The organism is Paenirhizobium cremeum, from assembly GCF_022884085.1.
In the GTDB taxonomy this organism is placed as follows: Bacteria; Pseudomonadota; Alphaproteobacteria; order Rhizobiales; family Rhizobiaceae; genus Allorhizobium; species Allorhizobium cremeum.
Genome location: NZ_JAGGCS010000002.1, coordinates 299,993 through 318,549 on the forward strand (window position 1 = coordinate 299,993; position 18,557 = coordinate 318,549).

Consider the following 18,557-nt stretch of genomic DNA (forward strand, 5'->3'; position numbering starts at 1 on the left):
TCGGCCGGGAGGTTGAATTGGACATGAGCATGAATACCGAAACCGATCCTCGCAGGTCCCGAAGCCGGGGCTGGCGCGATGTCGACCTCAGGGCAATCGCGCCGTTTGCGGCGCTGGCCCTGCTTCTGGTGATCGGCGCGCTGGTCAATCCGAACTTCATCGGCCTCACCAACCTTGCCAATGTCGCCACCCGCAGCGCCTTCATCGCCATCATCGCGGTCGGCGCCACCTTCGTCATCTCGTCCGGCGACCTGGATCTTTCGGTCGGTTCCATGGTCGCCTTCGTGGCGAGCCTGATGATCCTGTTCATGAATTCCGGCGCCATCGCCGATCCCGCGCTGATGCTGGCCGCAGCCGTTGCGCTCGCCGTCGTGATCGGCGGCCTCTGCGGTCTTGCCAACGGCCTCATCACCACCGTCGGGCGGATCGAACCCTTCATCGCCACGCTCGGCACCATGGGCATCTATCGAGGGCTGACCACCTGGCTGTCGCAGGGCGGAGCGATTACGCTCAGTTCGCCGCAGCAGCAGGCGCTCTACCGTCCCGTCTATTTCGGTTCGATCCTCGGCATTCCCGTGCCGATCCTGGTGATCCTCCTGGTGACGGCGATCGCTGCCTTCATCCTCTATCGCACGCGCTACGGCCGGCATGTGGTGGCCGTCGGTTCCAACCGCGATGTCGCCCGCTATTCCGGGATTGCCGTCGACCGGGTGCGCACCATCGCCTTCGTCATCCAGGGGCTCTGCGTCGCGATTGCAGTGCTGCTCTACGTGCCGCGCCTCGGCTCGACCTCTGCGACGACGGGCATCCTCTGGGAACTGCAGGCGATCACGGCCGTGGTCGTCGGCGGTACGGCGCTCAAGGGCGGGGCAGGGCGTGTCTGGGGCACGATCTGCGGCGCTTTCATTCTCGAACTGGTCGGCAACATCATGCTGCTGTCCAATTTCATCAGCGAATATCTGATCGGCGCCATCCAGGGCTCGATCATCATCATCGCGATGCTCGTCCAGCGCTCGCTGACGCGCAAATCGTGAGGCTGCCGGGCTTTAGGGGTCGCCCGGCGCATGTCTCAAGACCCTGAAACTTCGGGAGGAACCAACATGTACAAGAAACTGATGGGTGTGGCGCTGGCCATGACGGCGATGATGAGCCTCGCCCAGGCACAGGAAACCAAGACGATCGGCGTTTCCATTCCGGCCGCCGACCATGGCTGGACCGCCGGCGTCGTCTATCATGCCAACCGCGTCGCCGAACTCCTGATGAAGGAGCATCCGGGTCTCAAGGTCGTGGTCAAGACCTCGCCGGACCCGGCGACCCAGGCCAATGCGCTGCAGGACCTCGAGGTTCAGGGCATCGATGCGCTGGTCATCCTGCCGACCGATCCGGACCCGCTGGTCAACGCCATCAAGGAAGTGAAGGGCAAGGGCACCTTCGTTTCGATCGTCGACCGTGCGCCCTCCGTCAACGACAATTCCGTGCGTGACCTCTATGTCGCCGGCAACAACCCGGCGCTCGGCGAAGTCGCCGGGCAGTACATCAAGGAAAATACGCCCGATGCCGAAGTCGTTGTCATCCGCGGCCTGCCGATCCCGATCGACCAGCAGCGCCAGGACGGCTTCGACAAGGCCATCGCCGGTTCGAACGTCAAGGTTCTCGACCGCCAGTTCGGCAACTGGAACCGCGACGACGCCTTCAAGGTCATGCAGGACTATCTGACGAAGTATCCGAAGATCGACGTGGTCTGGTGCCAGGACGACGACATGGCCGTCGGCGTGTTGCAGGCCATCGAACAGGCCAAGCGTACCGACATCAAATACGTCATCGGCGGCGCCGGTTCGAAGGACATGATTAAGAAGGTCATGGACGGCGACAAGATGATCCCGGTCGACGTTCTCTATCCGCCGTCGATGGTGGGCACCGCCATGGAACTGACGGCGGCTGCGATCTACGACCAGGTTCCGGTCCACGGCACCTATACGCTCGATGCGACGCTGGTCACTCCGGAAAACGCGAAGAACTATTACTTCCCCGATTCCCCGTTCTGAGCTTTCAGCCTCACAGAACATGCTCTGCCCGAAAGATTGTCGGGCAGAGTTCAGGTCCGCCGTTGACAGGCGTGTCAGGTCGGTTACTCGTTACGGTAACGTTGCAGTAAGTGTTTCAGGGAGGATAATGATGAAAACGATTAAGGGTCCGGGTATTTTTCTTGGTCAGTTTGCCGGTGATGCAGCGCCGTTCAATTCCTGGGATGCGATCACCAAATGGGCGGCCGAAAAGGGCTATCTCGGGGTGCAGATACCGGCCTGGGCGAGCCAGCTGATCGATCTGAAGAAGGCGGCGGAATCGAAGGACTATTGCGACGAACTGGCCGGGATCGCCCGACAGAACGGCGTTGAGATCACCGAGCTTACCACCCATCTTCAGGGGCAGCTCGTCGCCGTGCACCCGGCCTATGACGAGGCGTTCGACGGGTTTGCCGTTCCGGAGGTGCGCGGCAATCCGAAGGCGCGTCAGGCCTGGGCCGTGGAGCAGGTGAAATTTGCAATCAAGGCATCGCGCAATCTCGGGATCAACGCGCATGCGACATTTTCGGGTGCGCTGGCCTGGCCCTATTTCTATCCGTGGCCGCAACGGCCGGCCGGTCTGGTGGAAACGGCTTTCGACGAACTGGCGAAGCGCTGGGCGCCGATCCTCGACTATGCCGACGAGCAGGGCGTCGATATCGCCTATGAAATCCATCCGGGCGAAGACCTGCATGACGGCGTGACCTTCGAGATGTTCCTCGATCGGGTGAAGAACCACCCCCGCGCCAACATGCTCTACGACCCGTCGCATTACGTGCTGCAATGCCTCGACTATCTCGACCATATCGACATCTACAAGGACCGGATCAGGATGTTCCATGTCAAGGACGCGGAATTCAACCCGACCGGCCGGCAGGGCGTCTATGGCGGTTATCAGGGCTGGGTGAACCGGGCCGGACGCTTCCGCTCGCCGGGCGACGGTCAGGTCGATTTCGGCGCGGTCTTCTCGAAGATGGCGGCGAATGATTTCGACGGCTGGGCCGTGGTGGAATGGGAATGCGCGCTGAAGCATCCGGAAGACGGCGCCCGCGAAGGGGCCGAGTTCGTCAAGGCGCACATCATCCGGGTAACGGAGCGGGCGTTCGACGACTTTGCCGCCGGCGGCACGGACGACGCCGCCAACCGTCGGATGCTGGGCTTGTGATACCGTCAGGCCGTCCGAAGGGCTGCGATATCGCAGCCTTCGAGGGCAGCGAGGTTGCGCTCGATCCTGTCTACCGGCCAATCCCACCAGGCGATGTCGAGAAGGCTGGCAATTGTCCCTTCATCGAAGCGCATCCGGATCAACGAGGCAGGGTTGCCGCCGACGATAGCAAAGGGCGGGACGTCCCGCGTGACGACGGATGCTGCAGCGACGATGGCGCCGTTGCCGATGGTCACGCCGGGCATGATCGTGGCGTTGTGGCCGATCCAGACGTCATGGCCGACCACCGTGTCTTTGACCGGCAGGCCGTCGTAGCCGTTGATCGTCTCCTGCCGGAAGATGCGGAACGGATAGGTGGTGAAGCCCGCCATGGGATGATTGGCCGAGGATGTGATGAAGAACGCGCCGCGGGCGATCTGAACGTACCTGCCGATAACCAGCTTCTCCTTGCTGGCCGGATAAAGATAAGGGGCAAGCAGGCCGGCGGTTTCTTCCGCCGCTGCGGAGTGACTGAAATAGCTGAAGTCGCCGACGTCGATCCGCGGGTGATCGATGACGTTCTTGAGGTACATGGTCTGCCGGTAAGGCGTTCCGTCGGCAAGCGTGATGGGATAGGCGAGATCGGGATTGAGAAGGGGCATGGTGCGAAGACCTGTTCGAGCATTGTCACAAGCCGAGGGCCCCGGTCGAGGCGGGCGGCGGCGATGCTTTCGTCTCTCGCGAGACGGGTCTTCAAAAGGTCACTGTCAGGGCGTCCTTCTTTTGCGCAACAATAATCTAGCGTCGGGAAAACCGCAAATCCAGCCCGTCGCCCGCAAGAATGGAAACAAAATCAAGGGAGAAACTTCATGACGATCGAAGCAGGCAAAGCGGAGCAGGCAGGTGGAAAGCGTATCCGGCTCGGCATGGTGGGCGGCGGACAGGGCGCATTCATCGGCGGTGTGCATCGTATGGCGGCGCGTCTCGACGATCACTTCGAACTCGTTGCGGGCGCGCTTTCCTCGACGGCAGAAAAGTCGATCGCTTCGGGGCGCGATCTCGGGCTCGATCCCGAGCGCTGCTACGGTTCGTTCGAGGAGATGGCGGAGAAGGAAGCGAAACGCCCCGATGGCATCGAGGCCGTTTCCATCGTCACGCCGAACCACATGCACTATCCGGCGGCGAAGGCCTTTCTGGAACGCGGCATCCACGTCATTTGCGACAAGCCGCTGACATCGAACCTCGATGACGCAAAGAAACTGAAGGCGGCGGCCGAGGCATCGAAGGCGCTGTTCATCCTGACCCACAACTACACCGGCTATCCGATGGTGCGGCAGGCGCGCGAGATGGTCGCTTCCGGCGCGCTGGGCGACCTTCGCGTCGTACAGGTCGAATATGCGCAGGACTGGCTGACGGAAGCGGTGGAGCAGACCGGCGCCAAGCAGGCCGTCTGGCGCACCGATCCCAAACAGTCGGGCGTCGGCGGCGCGACCGGCGACATCGGCACGCATGCCTTCAACCTCGCGTCCTTCGTCACCGGTCTCACGTTGAAGAGCCTTGCCGCCGATCTCGACAGTTTCGTCGAGGGGCGCCGGGTCGACGACAACGGCCATGTCCTCCTGCGTTTCGAGGGTGGTGCCAAGGGCATGCTGTGGTGCAGCCAGGTCGCTCCGGGCAACGAAAATGCGCTGAAGCTTCGCGTCTACGGCACGAAGGGCGGCCTCGAATGGCAGCAGGAAAATCCGAACTATCTGTGGTTCACGCCGTTCGGCGAACAGAAGCGTCTGGTTACCCGTAACGGTGCGGGAGCCGGTGCGGCGGCGACCCGCGTCAGCCGCATTCCGGGCGGTCATCCCGAGGGCTATCTCGAAGCCTTCGCCACGATCTATTCCGAGGCAGCCCTTGCGATTGCCGCCTTCAAGGCAGGCAAGCCGGTCGATCCGGCCGTGGTTTATCCGACCATCGACGATGGCGTGAAGGGCGTCGCCTTTGTCGAGGCCTGCGTGGCTTCATCGAAGAAGGACGGGGCCTGGGTCTCCCTCTGACGGGTGATGCAGCGGTGAAACGCATTCGCCGCTGCACTTTTTCGGATTTTTATCGGTCGTAACTCCTGAAACGTTGCAGAAAACGGGCCTTGCGGCTTGTACCATGAGGCTACTTTGGTCTAAACCGCCCGCGGCCAAATTCAACGTGCCGGCGGAAAATCCGTCCATACCGTCCGGCGCATCAGGAAAAACGAGTGACCAGATGATCGATCCGAAGAGCCTTGCCGACCGCTTTCCCGGCGATTTCGTATTCGGTGTCGCCACCGCTTCCTTCCAGATCGAAGGCGCCTCGAAGGAGGATGGCCGCAAGCCGTCCATCTGGGACGCCTTCTGCAACATGCCGGGCCGCGTCTACGGCCGTCACAACGGCGATGTCGCCTGCGACCACTATCACCTGTGGGAACAGGATCTCGACATGATGAAGGAGATGGGGGTTTCCGCCTATCGCTTCTCGATCGCATGGCCGCGGATCATCCCCGATGGCACGGGCCGCATCAACGAGGCCGGGCTCGATTTCTACGACAGGCTGCTCGATGGGCTGAAGGTGCGCGGCATCAAGGCCTTCGCCACGCTTTATCACTGGGATCTGCCGCTTGCGCTGATGGGCGACGGTGGCTGGACCGCGCGCAGCACGGCCTATGCCTTCCAGCGCTATGCCAAGATCGTCATGGCCCGTCTCGGCGACCGGCTGGATGCGGTTGCGACCTTCAACGAACCCTGGTGTTCGGTCTGGCTTTCGCATCTCTACGGCATTCATGCTCCCGGCGAAAAGAACATGGATGCGGCCCTTCATGCATTGCACTACACCAATCTCGCCCACGGCCTCGGCATCGACGCCATCCGGCAGGTGGCGCCGCAGGTGCCGGCCGGCATCGTGCTCAACGCCCATGAGGTGATCGCGGCTTCCGACAGCGCAGCGGACAAGGCTGCGGCCGAGCGGGCCTTCCAGTTCCACAACGGCGTGTTCTTCGATCCCATCGTCAAGGGGGAATATCCGGGCCAGTTCATGTCGGCGCTCGGCGACCGCATGCCGACGATCGAGGACGGCGACATGGCGATCATCAACCAGAAGCTCGACTGGTGGGGTCTCAACTACTACACGCCGATGCGGGTCGCCGACGATCCTACGCCCGGCGCGGAATTCCCGGCGACCACGGGCGCGCCGCCGGTTTCCAAGGTGAAGACGGATATCGGCTGGGAAGTCTATGCGCCGGCGCTGAAGTCGCTGGTCGAGGGTCTTTACAAGCGCTACGATCTGCCTGTCTGCTACATCACCGAGAATGGCGCCTGCTACAACATGGAAGTCGAAAACGGCGAGGTCGATGACCAGCCGCGTCTCGACTACTATATCGAGCACATCGGTATTGTCGCCGATCTCCTGAAGGACGGCTTCCCGATGTCGGGATATTTCGCCTGGAGCCTGATGGATAATTTCGAGTGGGCGGAAGGCTATCGCATGCGCTTCGGCCTCGTGCATGTCGACTACGATACGCAGGCGCGCACCATCAAGAAGAGCGGCAAGTGGTACAGCGAACTCGCGGCCCAGTTTCCGAGGGGCAATCATCAGGCAGGCTGAGAACCGGCTGCCTTTCCCGTGAGTTGTTCCAGCCGGATTGCCTTTGCAGTCCGGCTGGTTTCCATTTGGGGCTATGGCTTGTGTAGCTCTGCCGAATTCTCATCCGACGCGGCGTAGCGGCTATCGAATTCCGCGCGCGCCTCGTGGATCTTTTCGTGATTGCAGAAAACCCATCCACCCATGGCTTCTATCGGCTTCGACAAGGAGCGACCGAGGTCGGTGAGTTCGTAGACGACACTTGGCGGAACGGTCGGATGAACAGTGCGGCTGACGAGGCCGTCACGCTCGAGCGCACGCAGGGTGAGCGTCAGCATACGCTGGGAGATGCCGACAACGGAACGTTTCAGATCGCTGAAACGCGACGGGCCGGAGCCGAGCTTCATGATGATGAGCACACTCCATTTGTCGCCGATGCGCGACAGTATCTCGCTGACCGTCTGGCACTTGGCGGGATCGAAGTGGCTGTGCATCCGTTTCCTCTAATCAAACTGGTATCAAAAATGTGCCTTCTTGTGCGTCTTTTCAAGTTACCTATTTGAGCCTGGTTACTAATCAATACCGTATGTCCTTCGCGTCCGGACCGTTCCCGGGTCCTGAGCCGGAACGACGGTAAAACCAGAAGGCTATTCCCCATGCTCCTTGAAAAACTCAACTGGCGTTATGCCACCAAGAAGATGGACCCCTCCAAGGTCGTTCCGCAGGAGAAGGTCGAACGCATCCTTGAGGCGATTCGCCTTGCTCCGACCTCCAGCGGCCTGCAGCCTTATGAAGTCATCGTCGTAACCAATCCGGACGTGCGGGCGAAGATCCAGGAGATTGCCTGGAACCAGACGCAGGTCACGGAAGGTTCGCATCTCCTCGTCTTTGCGGCGTGGGACAACTATACACCGGACCGGATCAACGGCATGTTCGATCTCGTCAACGAGGTGCGCGGCTTCAAGAACGAGGGCTGGGAAGCCTATCGTCAGCGCCTGCTGTCGCTCTATCCGCCACGCGACGAGAAGGTGAACTTCGAGCATGCCGCCCGTCAAGCCTATATCGGTTTCGGCATCGGTCTGACGGCAGCCGCCTTCGAGGGCGTCGATGCAACTCCGATGGAAGGTTTCGATCCCGACAAGCTCGACGAAATCCTTGGTCTTCGCGAGCGGGGCCTGCGTTCGGTGACGATCATGCCGATCGGCTATCGGCAGGAGGACGGCGACTGGCTGGTGAACCTCAAGAAGGTGCGCCGTCCAAAGGACGAATTCGTCATCGAAGTGAAATAATGCCTCAGGCTGCCGGACTTTTCGTCCGGCAGTCTTTTCCATATCTGGTTTCAGGCCGCGTTCCGCGTGGCCAGCAGGCGCTTCTTTTCGGTCATGCGCCGTCCATCCCTGAAGTTCAGGGTGAGAAGACAGAGTTGCAGCATGCCGCCCGCCAGTTCGATGATCTGAACGACGTAGAACTGGCCGTCGAAGGAACCGGCATTCGCCCGAAAATACAGGAACACCGCAGCCGGCAGCATGACCAGCACGCCGTTCGCGCCGATGATCCGCATGCGCGCCTTCTTCCTTTCGACCAGTCCGCCCGAACGGTTTGCCGCGAGAGCAAAGCCGCTGCCGCCGGTGATCGCCATCAGCGGCACGAGAAGGAAGACGCCATAGAAGATCGCAGTCTTCACGATGGCGATCGCCCGGTAATCCAGGCACAGTTCTGCGATGATGGTGGAGGCCAGGAAGGTTGCGATGAGGACAAGCGCCAGCGTGCCGGCGGTGGCGTGGATGACGGTTTTCATCGGCTGGTTCCTTTGACATGAGGGTCGTTTTCAAGGCGATTGTCGAACTCGGCAAGCAGCGTGCGGGTCTGTTCCAATCGCCGAAGATCGAGGCCTTCGGCAAGCGTGTTGGCCCATGTGGTGTAGATGGTGTCGACGGAGCGGTAGGCGTCGGCCCCCTTTTCCGTCAGGGCATAGAGCGGCGAGCGCTTGTGGCGGGGATTGGCGCGACTGGACAGGAAGCCGTCCGCCTCCAGCTTGGCGACCTGTTTCAGCGCACCTTGCCGGGTCATCCCCATTGCCTCGGCAATCTGCGGCACAGTGCGGGGTGTCGCAGCCAGTGCAATCGCGCCAAGCACCTGCCAGCGGGCGCTGGTGAGATCGAGTGGTGCGACCAGCCGGTCGCCGCCCTCGAGAAGCCGCCCGTTGATGCGGAATACGGCCAGCATGATGTCCGTCAGTGCCTGTGCTTCGGCGGTGCGTTGTTGCATGACGATCTCCAAATTTGACAACTAGTTTCCAATAATGAAAACTAGTTGTCAATACTGTCGGATGAGATTCTCTCCCGTTGGACAAATTTTCCGGAAATGCGGGGTGCTTTGGGCAAAATATCTCTCGGCAGGCTGGACCCGCGGAGTCATAAACAGATCCACGGTCCCCGGCGCATGGCAGATATGCCGAGCATGTGCGCCGGCGGGTTTGAAAAGGTGAAGTCAAAGATGCTAGATCGGCGCCCTAACGTCCGAATGTGTATGCCGCGATAGAACTATCCGGCCTGCGACCATCTTTGCCGTCGATTGACGGCTTTCACCGAAGAGACTTTCATGAAGAACCGACCTATTTCGCGCGAAGCCCCAAGAGGAGGCGGCCGATGAGCGTGCCTGCCGAGAACCTGACGTCGGCCGCGCGTCCGATGGTGGCATTCGAAGGTGTGACCAAGCATTTCGGCGGCGCCAAGGGGCAGCCGGCCTTCACTGCGCTTGGCGGCGTCGATTATGTCGTACCGAAGGGCGCGATCACGGGGATCATTGGCCGTTCCGGTGCCGGCAAGTCGACGCTGATCCGGCTCGTCAACGGGCTCGAACTGCCGACCTCCGGCAAGGTGATCGTCGATGGCGTCGATGTCGGAGCGCTGGATGAGGGGGGCCTTCGGACCCTTCGCCGTTCGGTGGGCATGATCTTCCAGCATTTCAACCTGCTGTCGTCCCGCACCGTGTACGACAATATCGCCTTGCCGCTCGAGATTGCCGGCATCGACCGAAAGACAATCGAAGCGCGGGTGAGGCCGCTGATCGATCTCGTCGGCCTTTCGGACAAGGCGGGCCGCTATCCGGCCGAGCTTTCCGGCGGACAGAAGCAGCGCGTCGGCATTGCGCGCGCGCTTGCGACCGAGCCGAAGCTTCTGCTCTCCGACGAGGCGACCTCGGCGCTCGATCCCGAGACCACGCAGTCGATCCTCGAACTGCTGAAGACCATCAACCGCGACCTCGGTCTGACGGTGCTGCTCATCACCCACGAGATGGAGGTGGTGAAGACGATAGCCTCCGAGGTGGCGGTAATTGACAAGGGGCTGATCGTTGAGAGCGGCCGCACCTTCGACATTTTCACGAGGCCGCGCCATGAGACGACGCAGGCGCTGCTTTCCGCTTCGATCGGGGCGAAGCTTCCCGAATGGATACGCTCGGACCTGAAGAGCGAACCCGCTCTCGGCGCGCGCGCGCTCGTCCGGCTGATCTTCTTCGGCGAGACGGCATTCCAGCCGTTGACCGCGCGGCTCGTCGCGGAGATCGGTCCTGACGTCAACATTCTTGCCGGCGCAATCGACGAGATCGCCGGCGAACCCTTCGGCTCGCTGGTGGTGTCCTATCCGGCCGATCCGGCAACGCTGGAACGGGCCAACGATTTCTATAAGCAGACCGGTCTTGCCACGGAGGTGCTTGGCTATGGCGCCTGATATGCTCGTCAACCTGCTCCTGAAGGCCCTCTGGCAGACCCTGCAGATGGTGGGCGCCGCCGGACTGGTCGGCACCTTGATCGGCCTGCCGATGGGCGTCTTCCTCGCGACCAGCGGGAAGGGCGAACTGTTCGCCGCGCCGGCGGTCAACCGTATTATCGGGCTGATCGTCAACGCGCTCCGCTCGACGCCGTTCATCATTCTCGTGGTGGCCATCATTCCGCTGACCCGGTTCATCACCGGCACCTCGATCGGCACGATCGCGGCTATCGTGCCGCTGACGATCTCGACCGTTCCCTTCGTCGCCCGCCTGATCGAAGCGGCGATCCGGGACGTGGACAAGGGGCTGATCGAGGCCGCGCGCGCCATGGGCGCCACGCCGTTCCAGATCGTCACCAAGGTGCTGCTGGCCGAGGCGCTGCCCGGCATCACGCTGGCGCTGACGCTGACGCTCGTCAGCCTGATCGGCTACTCGGCCATGGTCGGCGCGGTCGGCGGCGGCGGGCTCGGCGACCTGGGCATCCGTTATGGCTACCAGCGCTTCATGCCGGAAGTGATGCTCGCTGTCGTCGTGGTGCTGATCGTGCTGGTGCAGGCGGTGCAAAGCGCCGGCGATACGCTGGCGCGGCGCTTCGACAAACGCAGCCGAAAGAACTGAAACCTCCCTTCAGTAAACCCAAGGAGAAAACACAATGAGGAAACTGATCGTCGCCGCTGCCATCGCAGCCCACTTTTTCGCCAGCGCTGCCCTGGCTGAAGACATCAAGGTCGGCGTGACCGCCGGCGAACATGCCCAGATCATGGAAAAGGTGAAGGACATCGCCGCCAAGAAGGGCCTCAACATCGAGATCGTCGAGTTCTCCGACTATGTCGTTCCGAACCAGGCGCTGGCCGATGGCGACCTCAACGCCAACTCCTTCCAGCACCAGCCCTATCTCGACAACCAGATCGCTGACCGCGGTTTCGACATCGTCAGCGTCGGCACCACCATCACCACCCCGATGGGCGTCTATTCGAAGAAGGTGAAGAGCCTCGACGAATTGAAGGACGGCGCAACCGTCGCCATCCCGAACGACCCGACCAATGGCGGCCGCGCGCTTCTCGTTCTGGCCTCCAAGGGCCTCATCAAGGTCGATGCGGCCAAGGGCCTGAAGGTTGGTCCGGCCGATGTGACCGAAAACCCGAAAAACATCCAGTTCGCCGAACTCGACGCTGCCCAGCTGCCGCGCTCGCTCGATGACGTCGATGCAGCCGTCATCAACACCAACTACGCGCTCGAAGCCGGCCTGCATCCGAAGACCGACGCCATCGCCATCGAAGGCGACAAGTCGCCCTACGCCAATGTCATTGCCGTTCGCACGGCCGACAAGGACGCTCCGTGGGTAAAGACGCTGGTCGAGTCCTACCACGACGACAACATCCGGACCTTCATCAACGAGGAGTTCAAGGGCGCGCTGATCCCGTCCTTCTGATCCTTGCGAGTGATCGACAATCCGAAGAGCCCTCTCCGTAAGGAGGGGGCTTTTTCGTTTCAGCGGATCACGATTGCATTTTGCGCTGCAACAGCAGACACTGCCCCTATTGGTTGCAATGGAGGTGACGATGGCCCGGCTTCAGCTTCCCGTATTCAATGCGCCTTTCTCCGGCGATGTCTCGCAGGCGATCAATCCCTGGACATGGATCTTCAGTCCGGGCGCCGGCAGTCAGGTGGGGTTGTTCAACCTCAGCATCGATCTCGGCCCCTCGACCAATCCCGAGGTCGAAAAGGATATCCTGAGCGGGGTCGCAAGCTATGGCAAGCAGCTCGGCAGGGTGGAGGATGCGCTGCGTCTGGTGATCGAGACGCTGGAGCCGATGGTCGGCGACCGCAGGCTCGGCGACGACAAGGCGATCATCGCCTTCAAGGCGCTGATGTATGAAATCGACAACGTCAAGGAACATCACAGCGGGGACGGGAAAGGCAAATGAGCCCGCCCCCGAGGCGCAGGCGGTCTCAACTGCCGATGTGCCGCTCGCCGCGCTTCTTCGCCAGCGCGATCTGCCGCTGGCGCTGGCGGTAACGCTCGCGGTCTGCTTCGGTGCGGTCGTTGTAGCAGTGCGGGCAGGAAACGCCCTCCTCGAACAGCGGTGACTTCACCTCTTCCGCCGTCAGTGGATAGCGGCAGGCGTGGCAGAGCGTGTGCTCGCCTTCCGCAAGGCCGTGGGTGATCGAGACGCGCTCGTCGAAGACGAAGCATGCGCCGTCCCAGAGGCTTTCCTCCGGCGGCACTTCCTCGAGATATTTCAGGATGCCGCCCTTCAGATGGTAAACCTGATCGAAGCCGATCTCCTTGGCGAAAGCGGTCGACTTTTCGCAGCGGATGCCGCCGGTGCAGTACATGGCGATCTTCGGCTTGTTGTGCAGGCCGGGATTGTTGCGCATCCAGTCGGGAAATTCGCGGAAAGTCTTGATGTTCGGGTCGATTGCGCCCTTGAAGATGCCGATCGCCGTCTCGTAATCGTTGCGGGTGTCGATCACGATGGTCTCGGGATCGGAGATCAGGGCGTTCCAGTCCTTCGGCTCGACATAGGTGCCGACGATCTTGTTGGGATCGATGCCCTCGACGCCCATGGTGACGATCTCTTTCTTCAGCCGCACCTTCATGCGCAGGAAGGGCATCTTCGATGCGCGGCTTTCCTTGTGCACGAGTTCGGCGAATTCCGGCTGGGCGCGCAGGAAGGCGAGCAGTTTCGCGATGCCCTCATCCGTACCGGCGACGGTGCCGTTGATGCCCTCGGCGGCCAGAAGCAGCGTGCCCTTGATGCCGTTCTCGCGGCAAAGCGCGTAAAGCGGCTCGCGGAAACTTTCATAACGCGGGAAGCGGGCGAAATGATAGAGCGCGGCGACGCAGAAAGCGCCGCCCTCTTCATGGCGAGGGGTCTTGAGATCGTCGGTCATGGCCGGGAAATACTGCCTCAGCCGCTGCGAAGCAACGGTTTTCGCGCGTTCCGTCGCAGTTTGAATTTTGTCAAATTCCAAACAGCGGGAGCTGCAGCGCTTCCTCTGGTGTCGAACGAAAGGGAGCCGCGCCTGCATTCATCGCTGCGGCGATGATTGCCGCATCCTCCTCGGCGATGCGCAAAATGCCGAAGCGGAAGGCATAGCCCCAGTTCCGTTTTCCCCTGGTCAGTTCCAGCCGGTCGAGCAGGGGCCGGATCGGGGCGGGCTGCGAGACGTGCCATTCGACATCGCGGCGGGCGGGGTGAAAACCTTCCGTCATCTCCACCCGATAGGGCGGCCTTTCAAGGAGGGTGCCGATGGCGGTGAAAGCCTTGAGCGGCACTGCCCGACCGAAGATCGCGGAGGAGGAGTAGGCGATGATCGTCTCGCCGGGCCGGATGCGCCTGAGCGGCGCATCCTTTCCATGGCAGGCCTGCACGAAGCCGCCGGCAACCCCGCCCGCGACATGATCGGCGGATGCCACGATGATCCAGGCCATAGCGATCAAACCGGAGGGTTGTAGAAGCGGATGCGGTGTCCGTCCGGATCGGCAAGCAGGAAGGTGCGGCCGAATTCCATGTCCACGGGTGCTTGCAGGATCGTCTGCCCGGCGGGTCCGATTTTCGCCCAGGCGTCATCGACCGCGGCGGGGCTTTCCAGCGGAACGGCGATCTCGACCATGCCCGCGGCGCCGGTTGCGGCCGGTTCGACGGTGTGGCGCGACCAAAGGCCGAGTTTGATACCGCCGGGAAAAACGAAGATGGCGAAGGTCGCGGATTTTTCGACGGGCTTCACGCCGAAAAGGCCGGCATAGAAGGCCGCGCTCTTTTCCGGACTGTCGACGTAGAGGATGGTGAGGTTCGGTGTCATCGGGTTCTCCTTTTCGAGAGCCCGAGACTAGTCCGGCATGCTGTCAGAAAATGTCAGCAGGATGCGGTGTCAGACGAGACGTTCGGCAATGCCGGTCTTCTGCCGCCATTCCTTCAGCAGTTGCGTGCGGCGGCGAGGATAGCGCCCCTCTCCCTGTTCGACGATCTCCATCCGGTCGGTGCGGAAGTGGCGGAAGTCGTTGCGCAGCGTGCACCAGGCGAGAAGCACGCGGGCGCCATCGAAGAAGGCAAGCGCGAAGGGCCATACGACGCGTTCGGTGGTGCTGCCCTTTTCGTCGCGATAGGCGATCTTCAGGGGCTGCTCGGTGTGCATCGCCTTGCGCAACAGGGCGAGATCCACCCGATCTTCGGAGAGGCCGGGCTTTCCGCCTGCAAGCAGCGGGCTTGCCGCCATCCTTGTCCTCAGGTCGGCGGGAAGGACGGCATCGATCTTGGAGAGTGCGTCGCGGGCGGCAAGCGCGAGCTGCGGATCGGTCTTGCTGGCGACCAGCCGCATGCCGAGCACCAGCGCTTCTATCTCATCGGCGGAAAACATCAGGGGCGGCAGCATGTAGCCGGGACGCAGCACATAGCCGAAGCCGGGCTCGCCCTCGATTTCGGCGCCCTCGGCCTGAAGTGCGGCGATGTCGCGGTAAAGTGTCCGAAGCGAGATGCCGAGTTCGTCTGCCAGCGTCCGCCCGGCAACCGGGCGGCGGTGGCTGCGCAGGATCTGCAGGAGCGAGAGGAGGCGCGTGGACCGGGTCATGGATGAAGCCTAGCAGGGCACCGGCATTCTTGCGATGCTGCTTCTCGCAATACTGGCTTGACTGCGTTTCAGAATTATGTACTTATCGGTACAGTAAATTCCAAATGGTACAGTTTAAGGACATCAGGATGCGTCACTTTCTTCTGCGTCACCAGCCAGCGATCGGAATGGCGCGCGCCGCCATCGGCGGGTTGGGCGGGGCCATCGCCATCGCCCTGCTCGGCCTTCTAACGCTGCGGACAGGGCATCCGCTGATGATGGCGCCATTCGGTGCGAGCTGCGTGCTGCTCTTCTCCCAGCCCGCGAGCCCGCTTTCGCAGCCGATGAACGTTGTGTTCGGGCATCTGGTCTCGACCGCAATCGGCCTTGCGCTGCGTGTTCTGCTTCCGGATGCATGGTGGGCGGCCGCGATTGCCGTCGGTCTTGCCATTGCGCTGATGTCGGCGCTGCGGGTCACCCATCCGCCGGCGGGCGCCGATCCGCTCGTCGTCTTCAGCGGCCATCCGGACATGGATTTCCTAGTGTTCCCGGTTGCCCTGGGCTCGATATCGCTGGTTGCCGTCGCCTATGCCTTCCACCGCTTTTCGGGACATGTCTATCCCTTGCGCAAGAGCGCCTGAGGCGGCGGTCATGGTGAAGCTTCAGATGGAAAGAAAGGATGCGGTGGCGATGCTTGCCGAGGTTTTCCGCGAGCATGGCTACGCAGGAACGACCCTCGGCATCATCAACACGCGCACGGGCATCGGCAAGGGTAGCCTCTATCACTTCTTTCCGGGTGGCAAGGAGGAGATGGCCGAGGCGGTTCTCGACGACATCGCCAACTGGTTCGAGAAGCATATCTTCACGCCGCTCTCCGAGGCCGAGGAGCCTCGGTCCGCCATCGGGGCGATGTTCGATGCCGTCGAGGCGTACTTTCGTGCGGGACGGAGGATCTGTCTGGTTGGCCTGATCGCTCTCGATTCCAGCCGGGACATTTTTGCGGGCGCGGTTACCGGCTATTTCGCGCGCTGGCGTGCGACGCTGGCAACTGCGATCGGGCGTTCAGGAGTATCCGATGAGGAAGCCCTGCGGTTGGCCGATGAAATCCTTGTCGGTATCCAGGGCGCAATCGTCCTGTCGAGAGCGCTCGACAATCCGTCGGTGTTTTTGGAGACGATCACCACGTTACGCCAGCGATACCGTGCGGGAATGCCGAGGGCGCTGCGTTAGCCGGTCGCGGCCTCGATCCAAAGGGCCTCGATTGCGCTCGCTTCCCGTTCCGGTCGGTCGGCGAAAGCCCTTTCGGCAAGGTCCAGCGCATCGTGGCGCAATTCCTGCTGCTGGCGGATGATGGCGCCGATCAGGTGCGAGACCTCTTCGCCATCGCCGAGCGTCGCAGGTTCCCGGTCGAGGAGGTCGATCAGAAGAGCGAGGTCGTGTTCGTGGCCAAGGAGTTCCACCAGACTTTTGGCCTCGGCGCGTTTCGCCCGCATGGCCGAGGGCCAGATTTCCCGCAGCAGCGAGAGGTTCATCCAGTAAGCCTGGCCGGCCTTGCGCAAATTATGGAAAAGTTCGGCATGCGCGCCGCCGCGGCAATTCTCCAGCGCCTTTTGTCCGCGTCTCAGGCTTTTCCGCCAGCCCTTCGCGAGAAGGCGGGCCGTCTTTCTCGGACCTTGCGGAAACTCCTGTTCTTCGATGGCAGCGATTGCCGCCCGGCAATTTTCCACGGCTGCGGCCGCCTTTTCCGGCAGGTCCGTCTCGCCCGAGGCCAGCTTATCCCGCCGTTCGGTGAGTTTTTCGCGCGCATGGGCAAGGGCGCGGCGTTCGTCATCGTTCAGCGCATGGCTTTCAAGATAACTCACCGTCTCGATCAGGGCGGTGGCGTCGCGCACAAGCGACAGGGTCCGCGCTGTTTCCCTGAGGCGGTTGTTCTCCGCCGCGCGAAACTCCGGTCTGTCGAGTATAACCAGTCGATAAAGCGATCTGACCCGTTTGAATTTCTTGCGCGCTTCATGGATCGCTTCATGCAATCCGTTCGGCTGCTCCTCGAATGCCGAAATGGCCAAATGAAGTTGCTCGACGGCGACGGACCTGACCTCCGCGCCGAAATCACGTCCCGGCCTAATTCGATACGGCATGCACCAACTCTGGCTTCAGGCGCTCGGTCGCCAGCGCCTGATTGGAGTAACGACGGTCGCCCGTGACCTCGCGACCGATCCAATCGGGCAGGGGCGGGCAATCGGTTACGGATTTGAGCTCGACCTCCGCGATCACCAATCCGCGATAGGCGCCTTCGAACACGTCGACTTCCCAGGTGAAGCCGCTGACATCCACCGTGTAGCGCACCTTCTCGATAACATTGCCGACCGCGAATTCGATCATCTCGGCCGCGTCCTCGAAGGGGATGCTGTATTCGAATTCGTCGCGCACGAGGGAACCCGAACCGAACTTGACCGTCAGCTTGGCCGTTTCGTCATGGCTGGTGCGGACACGGATGGAGCGATCGTGGTTGACGGAAAGATAAGCCTGCCGCATCGGCGTCGCGGACGTGGCCTGAGATCGCCAACTGTCGTTTGCCACGAGGAATTTTCGCTCGATTTCCTTTGCCATGGACTGGCCTCCGGGCTTTCAACCGGCATTAACCTAACGTAACTTTGGTAAAAGGCCAATCGGAATGCGGGGGCGCGCGCAATTGTCTCGACAATGACATGCTGGCGGGATAATCCTCAGCCGATTTCAATCGTTTTAAGAGGTGGCTTGCCATGGGCGCGAAAACCGAAAAGCTTCTTTCCACTTTGAAACTGCAGCCGGTCGTGCCGGTGCTTATCATTGAGGATGCCAAGAGCGCGGTGCCGCTTGCCCGGGCGCTGGTCGCGGGCGGACTGAAGGCTATCGAGATCACCATGCGTACCGATGCGGCGCTGGAAGCCGTGCGCCGGGTGGCCGACGAGGTGGAAGGCGCGGTTGTCGGCGCCGGCACCATCCTGAACGCCACGCATTTCCATGCGGCCGTCGATGCCGGCTCGCAGTTCATCGTCAGCCCCGGTACGACGCAGGAGTTGCTGGACGTCGCGCGCGGTTCCGATGTTCCCTTGCTGCCGGGTGCCGCGACAGCGAGCGAAGTGATGGCCCTTCGCGAAGAAGGCTATCAGGTGCTGAAGTTCTTCCCCGCCGAACAGGCCGGCGGCGCGGCCTATCTCAAGGCCCTGTCCTCGCCGCTCGCGGGCACGCTGTTCTGCCCGACCGGTGGCATCTCGCTCAAGAACGCGAAGGATTATCTAAGCCTTCCTAACGTCGTCTGCGTCGGTGGTTCCTGGGTTGCGCCGAAGGAACTGGTTGCGGCGGGTGACTGGGCGGGCATCACGAAGCTTGCCGCGGAAGCGGCAGCTCTCGCCGGCTGATCGGCGAAGCTCCCTGGAAGAAAGGTT

General features: G+C 61.9%; 23 protein-coding genes. 13 read left to right on the forward strand and 10 right to left on the reverse strand.

Annotated features, from left to right (window positions below; translation table 11 throughout):
• Nucleotides 1–23: 23 nt before the first annotated feature.
• From J5N58_RS04850 to J5N58_RS04860, 3 genes are all read left to right on the forward strand, one after another.
• Nucleotides 24–1,034 carry an ABC transporter permease gene (locus J5N58_RS04850; protein WP_113442355.1) on the forward strand — a complete coding sequence of 337 codons (1,011 nt, stop codon included), beginning with the start codon at nt 24–26 and terminating at the stop codon, nt 1,032–1,034.
• Nucleotides 1,035–1,100: 66 nt separating this feature from the next.
• Nucleotides 1,101–2,045, forward strand: coding sequence for a substrate-binding domain-containing protein (locus J5N58_RS04855; RefSeq protein ID WP_113442353.1), 945 nt, complete (start codon nt 1,101–1,103; stop codon nt 2,043–2,045).
• A gap of 130 nt (nt 2,046–2,175) precedes the next feature.
• On the forward strand, nt 2,176–3,228 hold the full coding sequence (locus J5N58_RS04860) for a sugar phosphate isomerase/epimerase family protein (protein WP_112828789.1): 1,053 nt from the start codon (nt 2,176–2,178) through the stop codon (nt 3,226–3,228).
• A gap of 5 nt (nt 3,229–3,233) precedes the next feature.
• Here the strand turns inward: J5N58_RS04860 and J5N58_RS04865 are convergent, their stop codons facing one another.
• Complete coding sequence (locus J5N58_RS04865) at nt 3,234–3,869, reverse strand: CatB-related O-acetyltransferase (protein ID WP_244709904.1); 636 nt, start codon at nt 3,867–3,869, stop codon at nt 3,234–3,236.
• Nucleotides 3,870–4,076: 207 nt separating this feature from the next.
• Here J5N58_RS04865 and J5N58_RS04870 point away from each other — a divergent pair, with 207 nt between their 5' ends.
• Entirely contained in the window at nt 4,077–5,252 is a 1,176-nt protein-coding gene (locus J5N58_RS04870) for a Gfo/Idh/MocA family protein (RefSeq protein WP_112828787.1), read from the forward strand.
• Between the two features lie 202 nt (nt 5,253–5,454).
• The gene (locus tag J5N58_RS04875; RefSeq protein ID WP_244709906.1) at nt 5,455–6,828 is read left to right on the forward strand and encodes a GH1 family beta-glucosidase; all 1,374 of its coding nucleotides are present in this window, start codon (nt 5,455–5,457) and stop codon (nt 6,826–6,828) included.
• Between the two features lie 71 nt (nt 6,829–6,899).
• Here the strand turns inward: J5N58_RS04875 and J5N58_RS04880 are convergent, their stop codons facing one another.
• Nucleotides 6,900–7,298: a winged helix-turn-helix transcriptional regulator gene (locus tag J5N58_RS04880; protein ID WP_112828785.1), complete on the reverse strand. Its 399-nt coding sequence runs from the start codon at nt 7,296–7,298 to the stop codon at nt 6,900–6,902.
• A gap of 162 nt (nt 7,299–7,460) precedes the next feature.
• On the opposite strand from J5N58_RS04880, the gene J5N58_RS04885 reads away from it, so the two are divergent.
• Nucleotides 7,461–8,093, forward strand: coding sequence for an NAD(P)H-dependent oxidoreductase (locus J5N58_RS04885; protein WP_112828784.1), 633 nt, complete (start codon nt 7,461–7,463; stop codon nt 8,091–8,093).
• Between the two features lie 50 nt (nt 8,094–8,143).
• On the opposite strand, the gene J5N58_RS04890 is transcribed toward J5N58_RS04885, so the two are convergent.
• Together J5N58_RS04890 and J5N58_RS04895 are read right to left on the reverse strand one after the other, a co-directional pair.
• Complete coding sequence (locus tag J5N58_RS04890; protein WP_112828783.1) at nt 8,144–8,602, reverse strand: hypothetical protein; 459 nt, start codon at nt 8,600–8,602, stop codon at nt 8,144–8,146.
• Nucleotides 8,599–9,072: a MarR family winged helix-turn-helix transcriptional regulator gene (locus tag J5N58_RS04895; RefSeq protein WP_162708221.1), complete on the reverse strand. Its 474-nt coding sequence runs from the start codon at nt 9,070–9,072 to the stop codon at nt 8,599–8,601. The genes J5N58_RS04890 and J5N58_RS04895 overlap by 4 nt, the downstream gene beginning before the upstream one ends.
• Nucleotides 9,073–9,494: 422 nt before the next feature.
• Between J5N58_RS04895 and J5N58_RS04900 the strand changes: the two genes are divergently transcribed.
• From J5N58_RS04900 to J5N58_RS04915, 4 genes are all read left to right on the forward strand, one after another.
• Nucleotides 9,495–10,535, forward strand: a complete 1,041-nt coding sequence (locus J5N58_RS04900) for a methionine ABC transporter ATP-binding protein (protein WP_112828828.1) — start codon at nt 9,495–9,497, stop codon at nt 10,533–10,535.
• Nucleotides 10,525–11,193 carry a methionine ABC transporter permease gene (locus J5N58_RS04905; RefSeq protein WP_112828781.1) on the forward strand — a complete coding sequence of 223 codons (669 nt, stop codon included), beginning with the start codon at nt 10,525–10,527 and terminating at the stop codon, nt 11,191–11,193. The genes J5N58_RS04900 and J5N58_RS04905 overlap by 11 nt, the downstream gene beginning before the upstream one ends.
• Before the next feature lie 34 nt (nt 11,194–11,227).
• Nucleotides 11,228–12,007, forward strand: a complete 780-nt coding sequence (locus tag J5N58_RS04910) for a MetQ/NlpA family ABC transporter substrate-binding protein (RefSeq protein WP_112828780.1) — start codon at nt 11,228–11,230, stop codon at nt 12,005–12,007.
• Nucleotides 12,008–12,137: 130 nt separating this feature from the next.
• The gene (locus tag J5N58_RS04915) at nt 12,138–12,503 is read left to right on the forward strand and encodes a hypothetical protein (RefSeq protein WP_112828779.1); all 366 of its coding nucleotides are present in this window, start codon (nt 12,138–12,140) and stop codon (nt 12,501–12,503) included.
• 25 nt (nt 12,504–12,528) lie between these two features.
• Here the strand turns inward: J5N58_RS04915 and trhO are convergent, their stop codons facing one another.
• The 4 genes from trhO to J5N58_RS04935 all read right to left on the reverse strand — a co-directional run bounded on the left by trhO (nt 12,529) and on the right by J5N58_RS04935 (nt 15,150).
• Nucleotides 12,529–13,473 carry an oxygen-dependent tRNA uridine(34) hydroxylase TrhO gene (trhO, locus tag J5N58_RS04920; protein WP_112828827.1) on the reverse strand — a complete coding sequence of 315 codons (945 nt, stop codon included), beginning with the start codon at nt 13,471–13,473 and terminating at the stop codon, nt 12,529–12,531.
• A 70-nt stretch (nt 13,474–13,543) separates the two neighbouring features.
• Nucleotides 13,544–14,014: an EVE domain-containing protein gene (locus tag J5N58_RS04925; RefSeq protein WP_280519899.1), complete on the reverse strand. Its 471-nt coding sequence runs from the start codon at nt 14,012–14,014 to the stop codon at nt 13,544–13,546.
• Between the two features lie 5 nt (nt 14,015–14,019).
• Nucleotides 14,020–14,385: a VOC family protein gene (locus tag J5N58_RS04930; protein ID WP_112828778.1), complete on the reverse strand. Its 366-nt coding sequence runs from the start codon at nt 14,383–14,385 to the stop codon at nt 14,020–14,022.
• Nucleotides 14,386–14,454: 69 nt separating this feature from the next.
• Entirely contained in the window at nt 14,455–15,150 is a 696-nt protein-coding gene (locus J5N58_RS04935; protein ID WP_113442339.1) for a helix-turn-helix transcriptional regulator, read from the reverse strand.
• 128 nt (nt 15,151–15,278) lie between these two features.
• On the opposite strand from J5N58_RS04935, the gene J5N58_RS04940 reads away from it, so the two are divergent.
• Nucleotides 15,279–15,770 carry an HPP family protein gene (locus J5N58_RS04940; RefSeq protein ID WP_244709908.1) on the forward strand — a complete coding sequence of 164 codons (492 nt, stop codon included), beginning with the start codon at nt 15,279–15,281 and terminating at the stop codon, nt 15,768–15,770.
• Nucleotides 15,771–15,780: 10 nt separating this feature from the next.
• Nucleotides 15,781–16,359 carry a TetR/AcrR family transcriptional regulator gene (locus tag J5N58_RS04945; protein ID WP_244709911.1) on the forward strand — a complete coding sequence of 193 codons (579 nt, stop codon included), beginning with the start codon at nt 15,781–15,783 and terminating at the stop codon, nt 16,357–16,359.
• Here J5N58_RS04945 and J5N58_RS04950 read toward each other — a convergent pair.
• On the reverse strand, nt 16,356–17,267 hold the full coding sequence (locus tag J5N58_RS04950; RefSeq protein WP_113442334.1) for a CHAD domain-containing protein: 912 nt from the start codon (nt 17,265–17,267) through the stop codon (nt 16,356–16,358). The two genes, J5N58_RS04945 and J5N58_RS04950, sit on opposite strands and share 4 nt — an antisense overlap.
• Nucleotides 17,251–17,739, reverse strand: coding sequence for a CYTH domain-containing protein (locus J5N58_RS04955; RefSeq protein WP_112828774.1), 489 nt, complete (start codon nt 17,737–17,739; stop codon nt 17,251–17,253). Before J5N58_RS04955 ends, J5N58_RS04950 begins: the two co-directional genes overlap by 17 nt.
• A gap of 152 nt (nt 17,740–17,891) precedes the next feature.
• On the opposite strand from J5N58_RS04955, the gene J5N58_RS04960 reads away from it, so the two are divergent.
• Nucleotides 17,892–18,530, forward strand: a complete 639-nt coding sequence (locus tag J5N58_RS04960) for a 2-dehydro-3-deoxy-phosphogluconate aldolase (RefSeq protein WP_112828773.1) — start codon at nt 17,892–17,894, stop codon at nt 18,528–18,530.
• Nucleotides 18,531–18,557 lie beyond the last annotated feature (27 nt).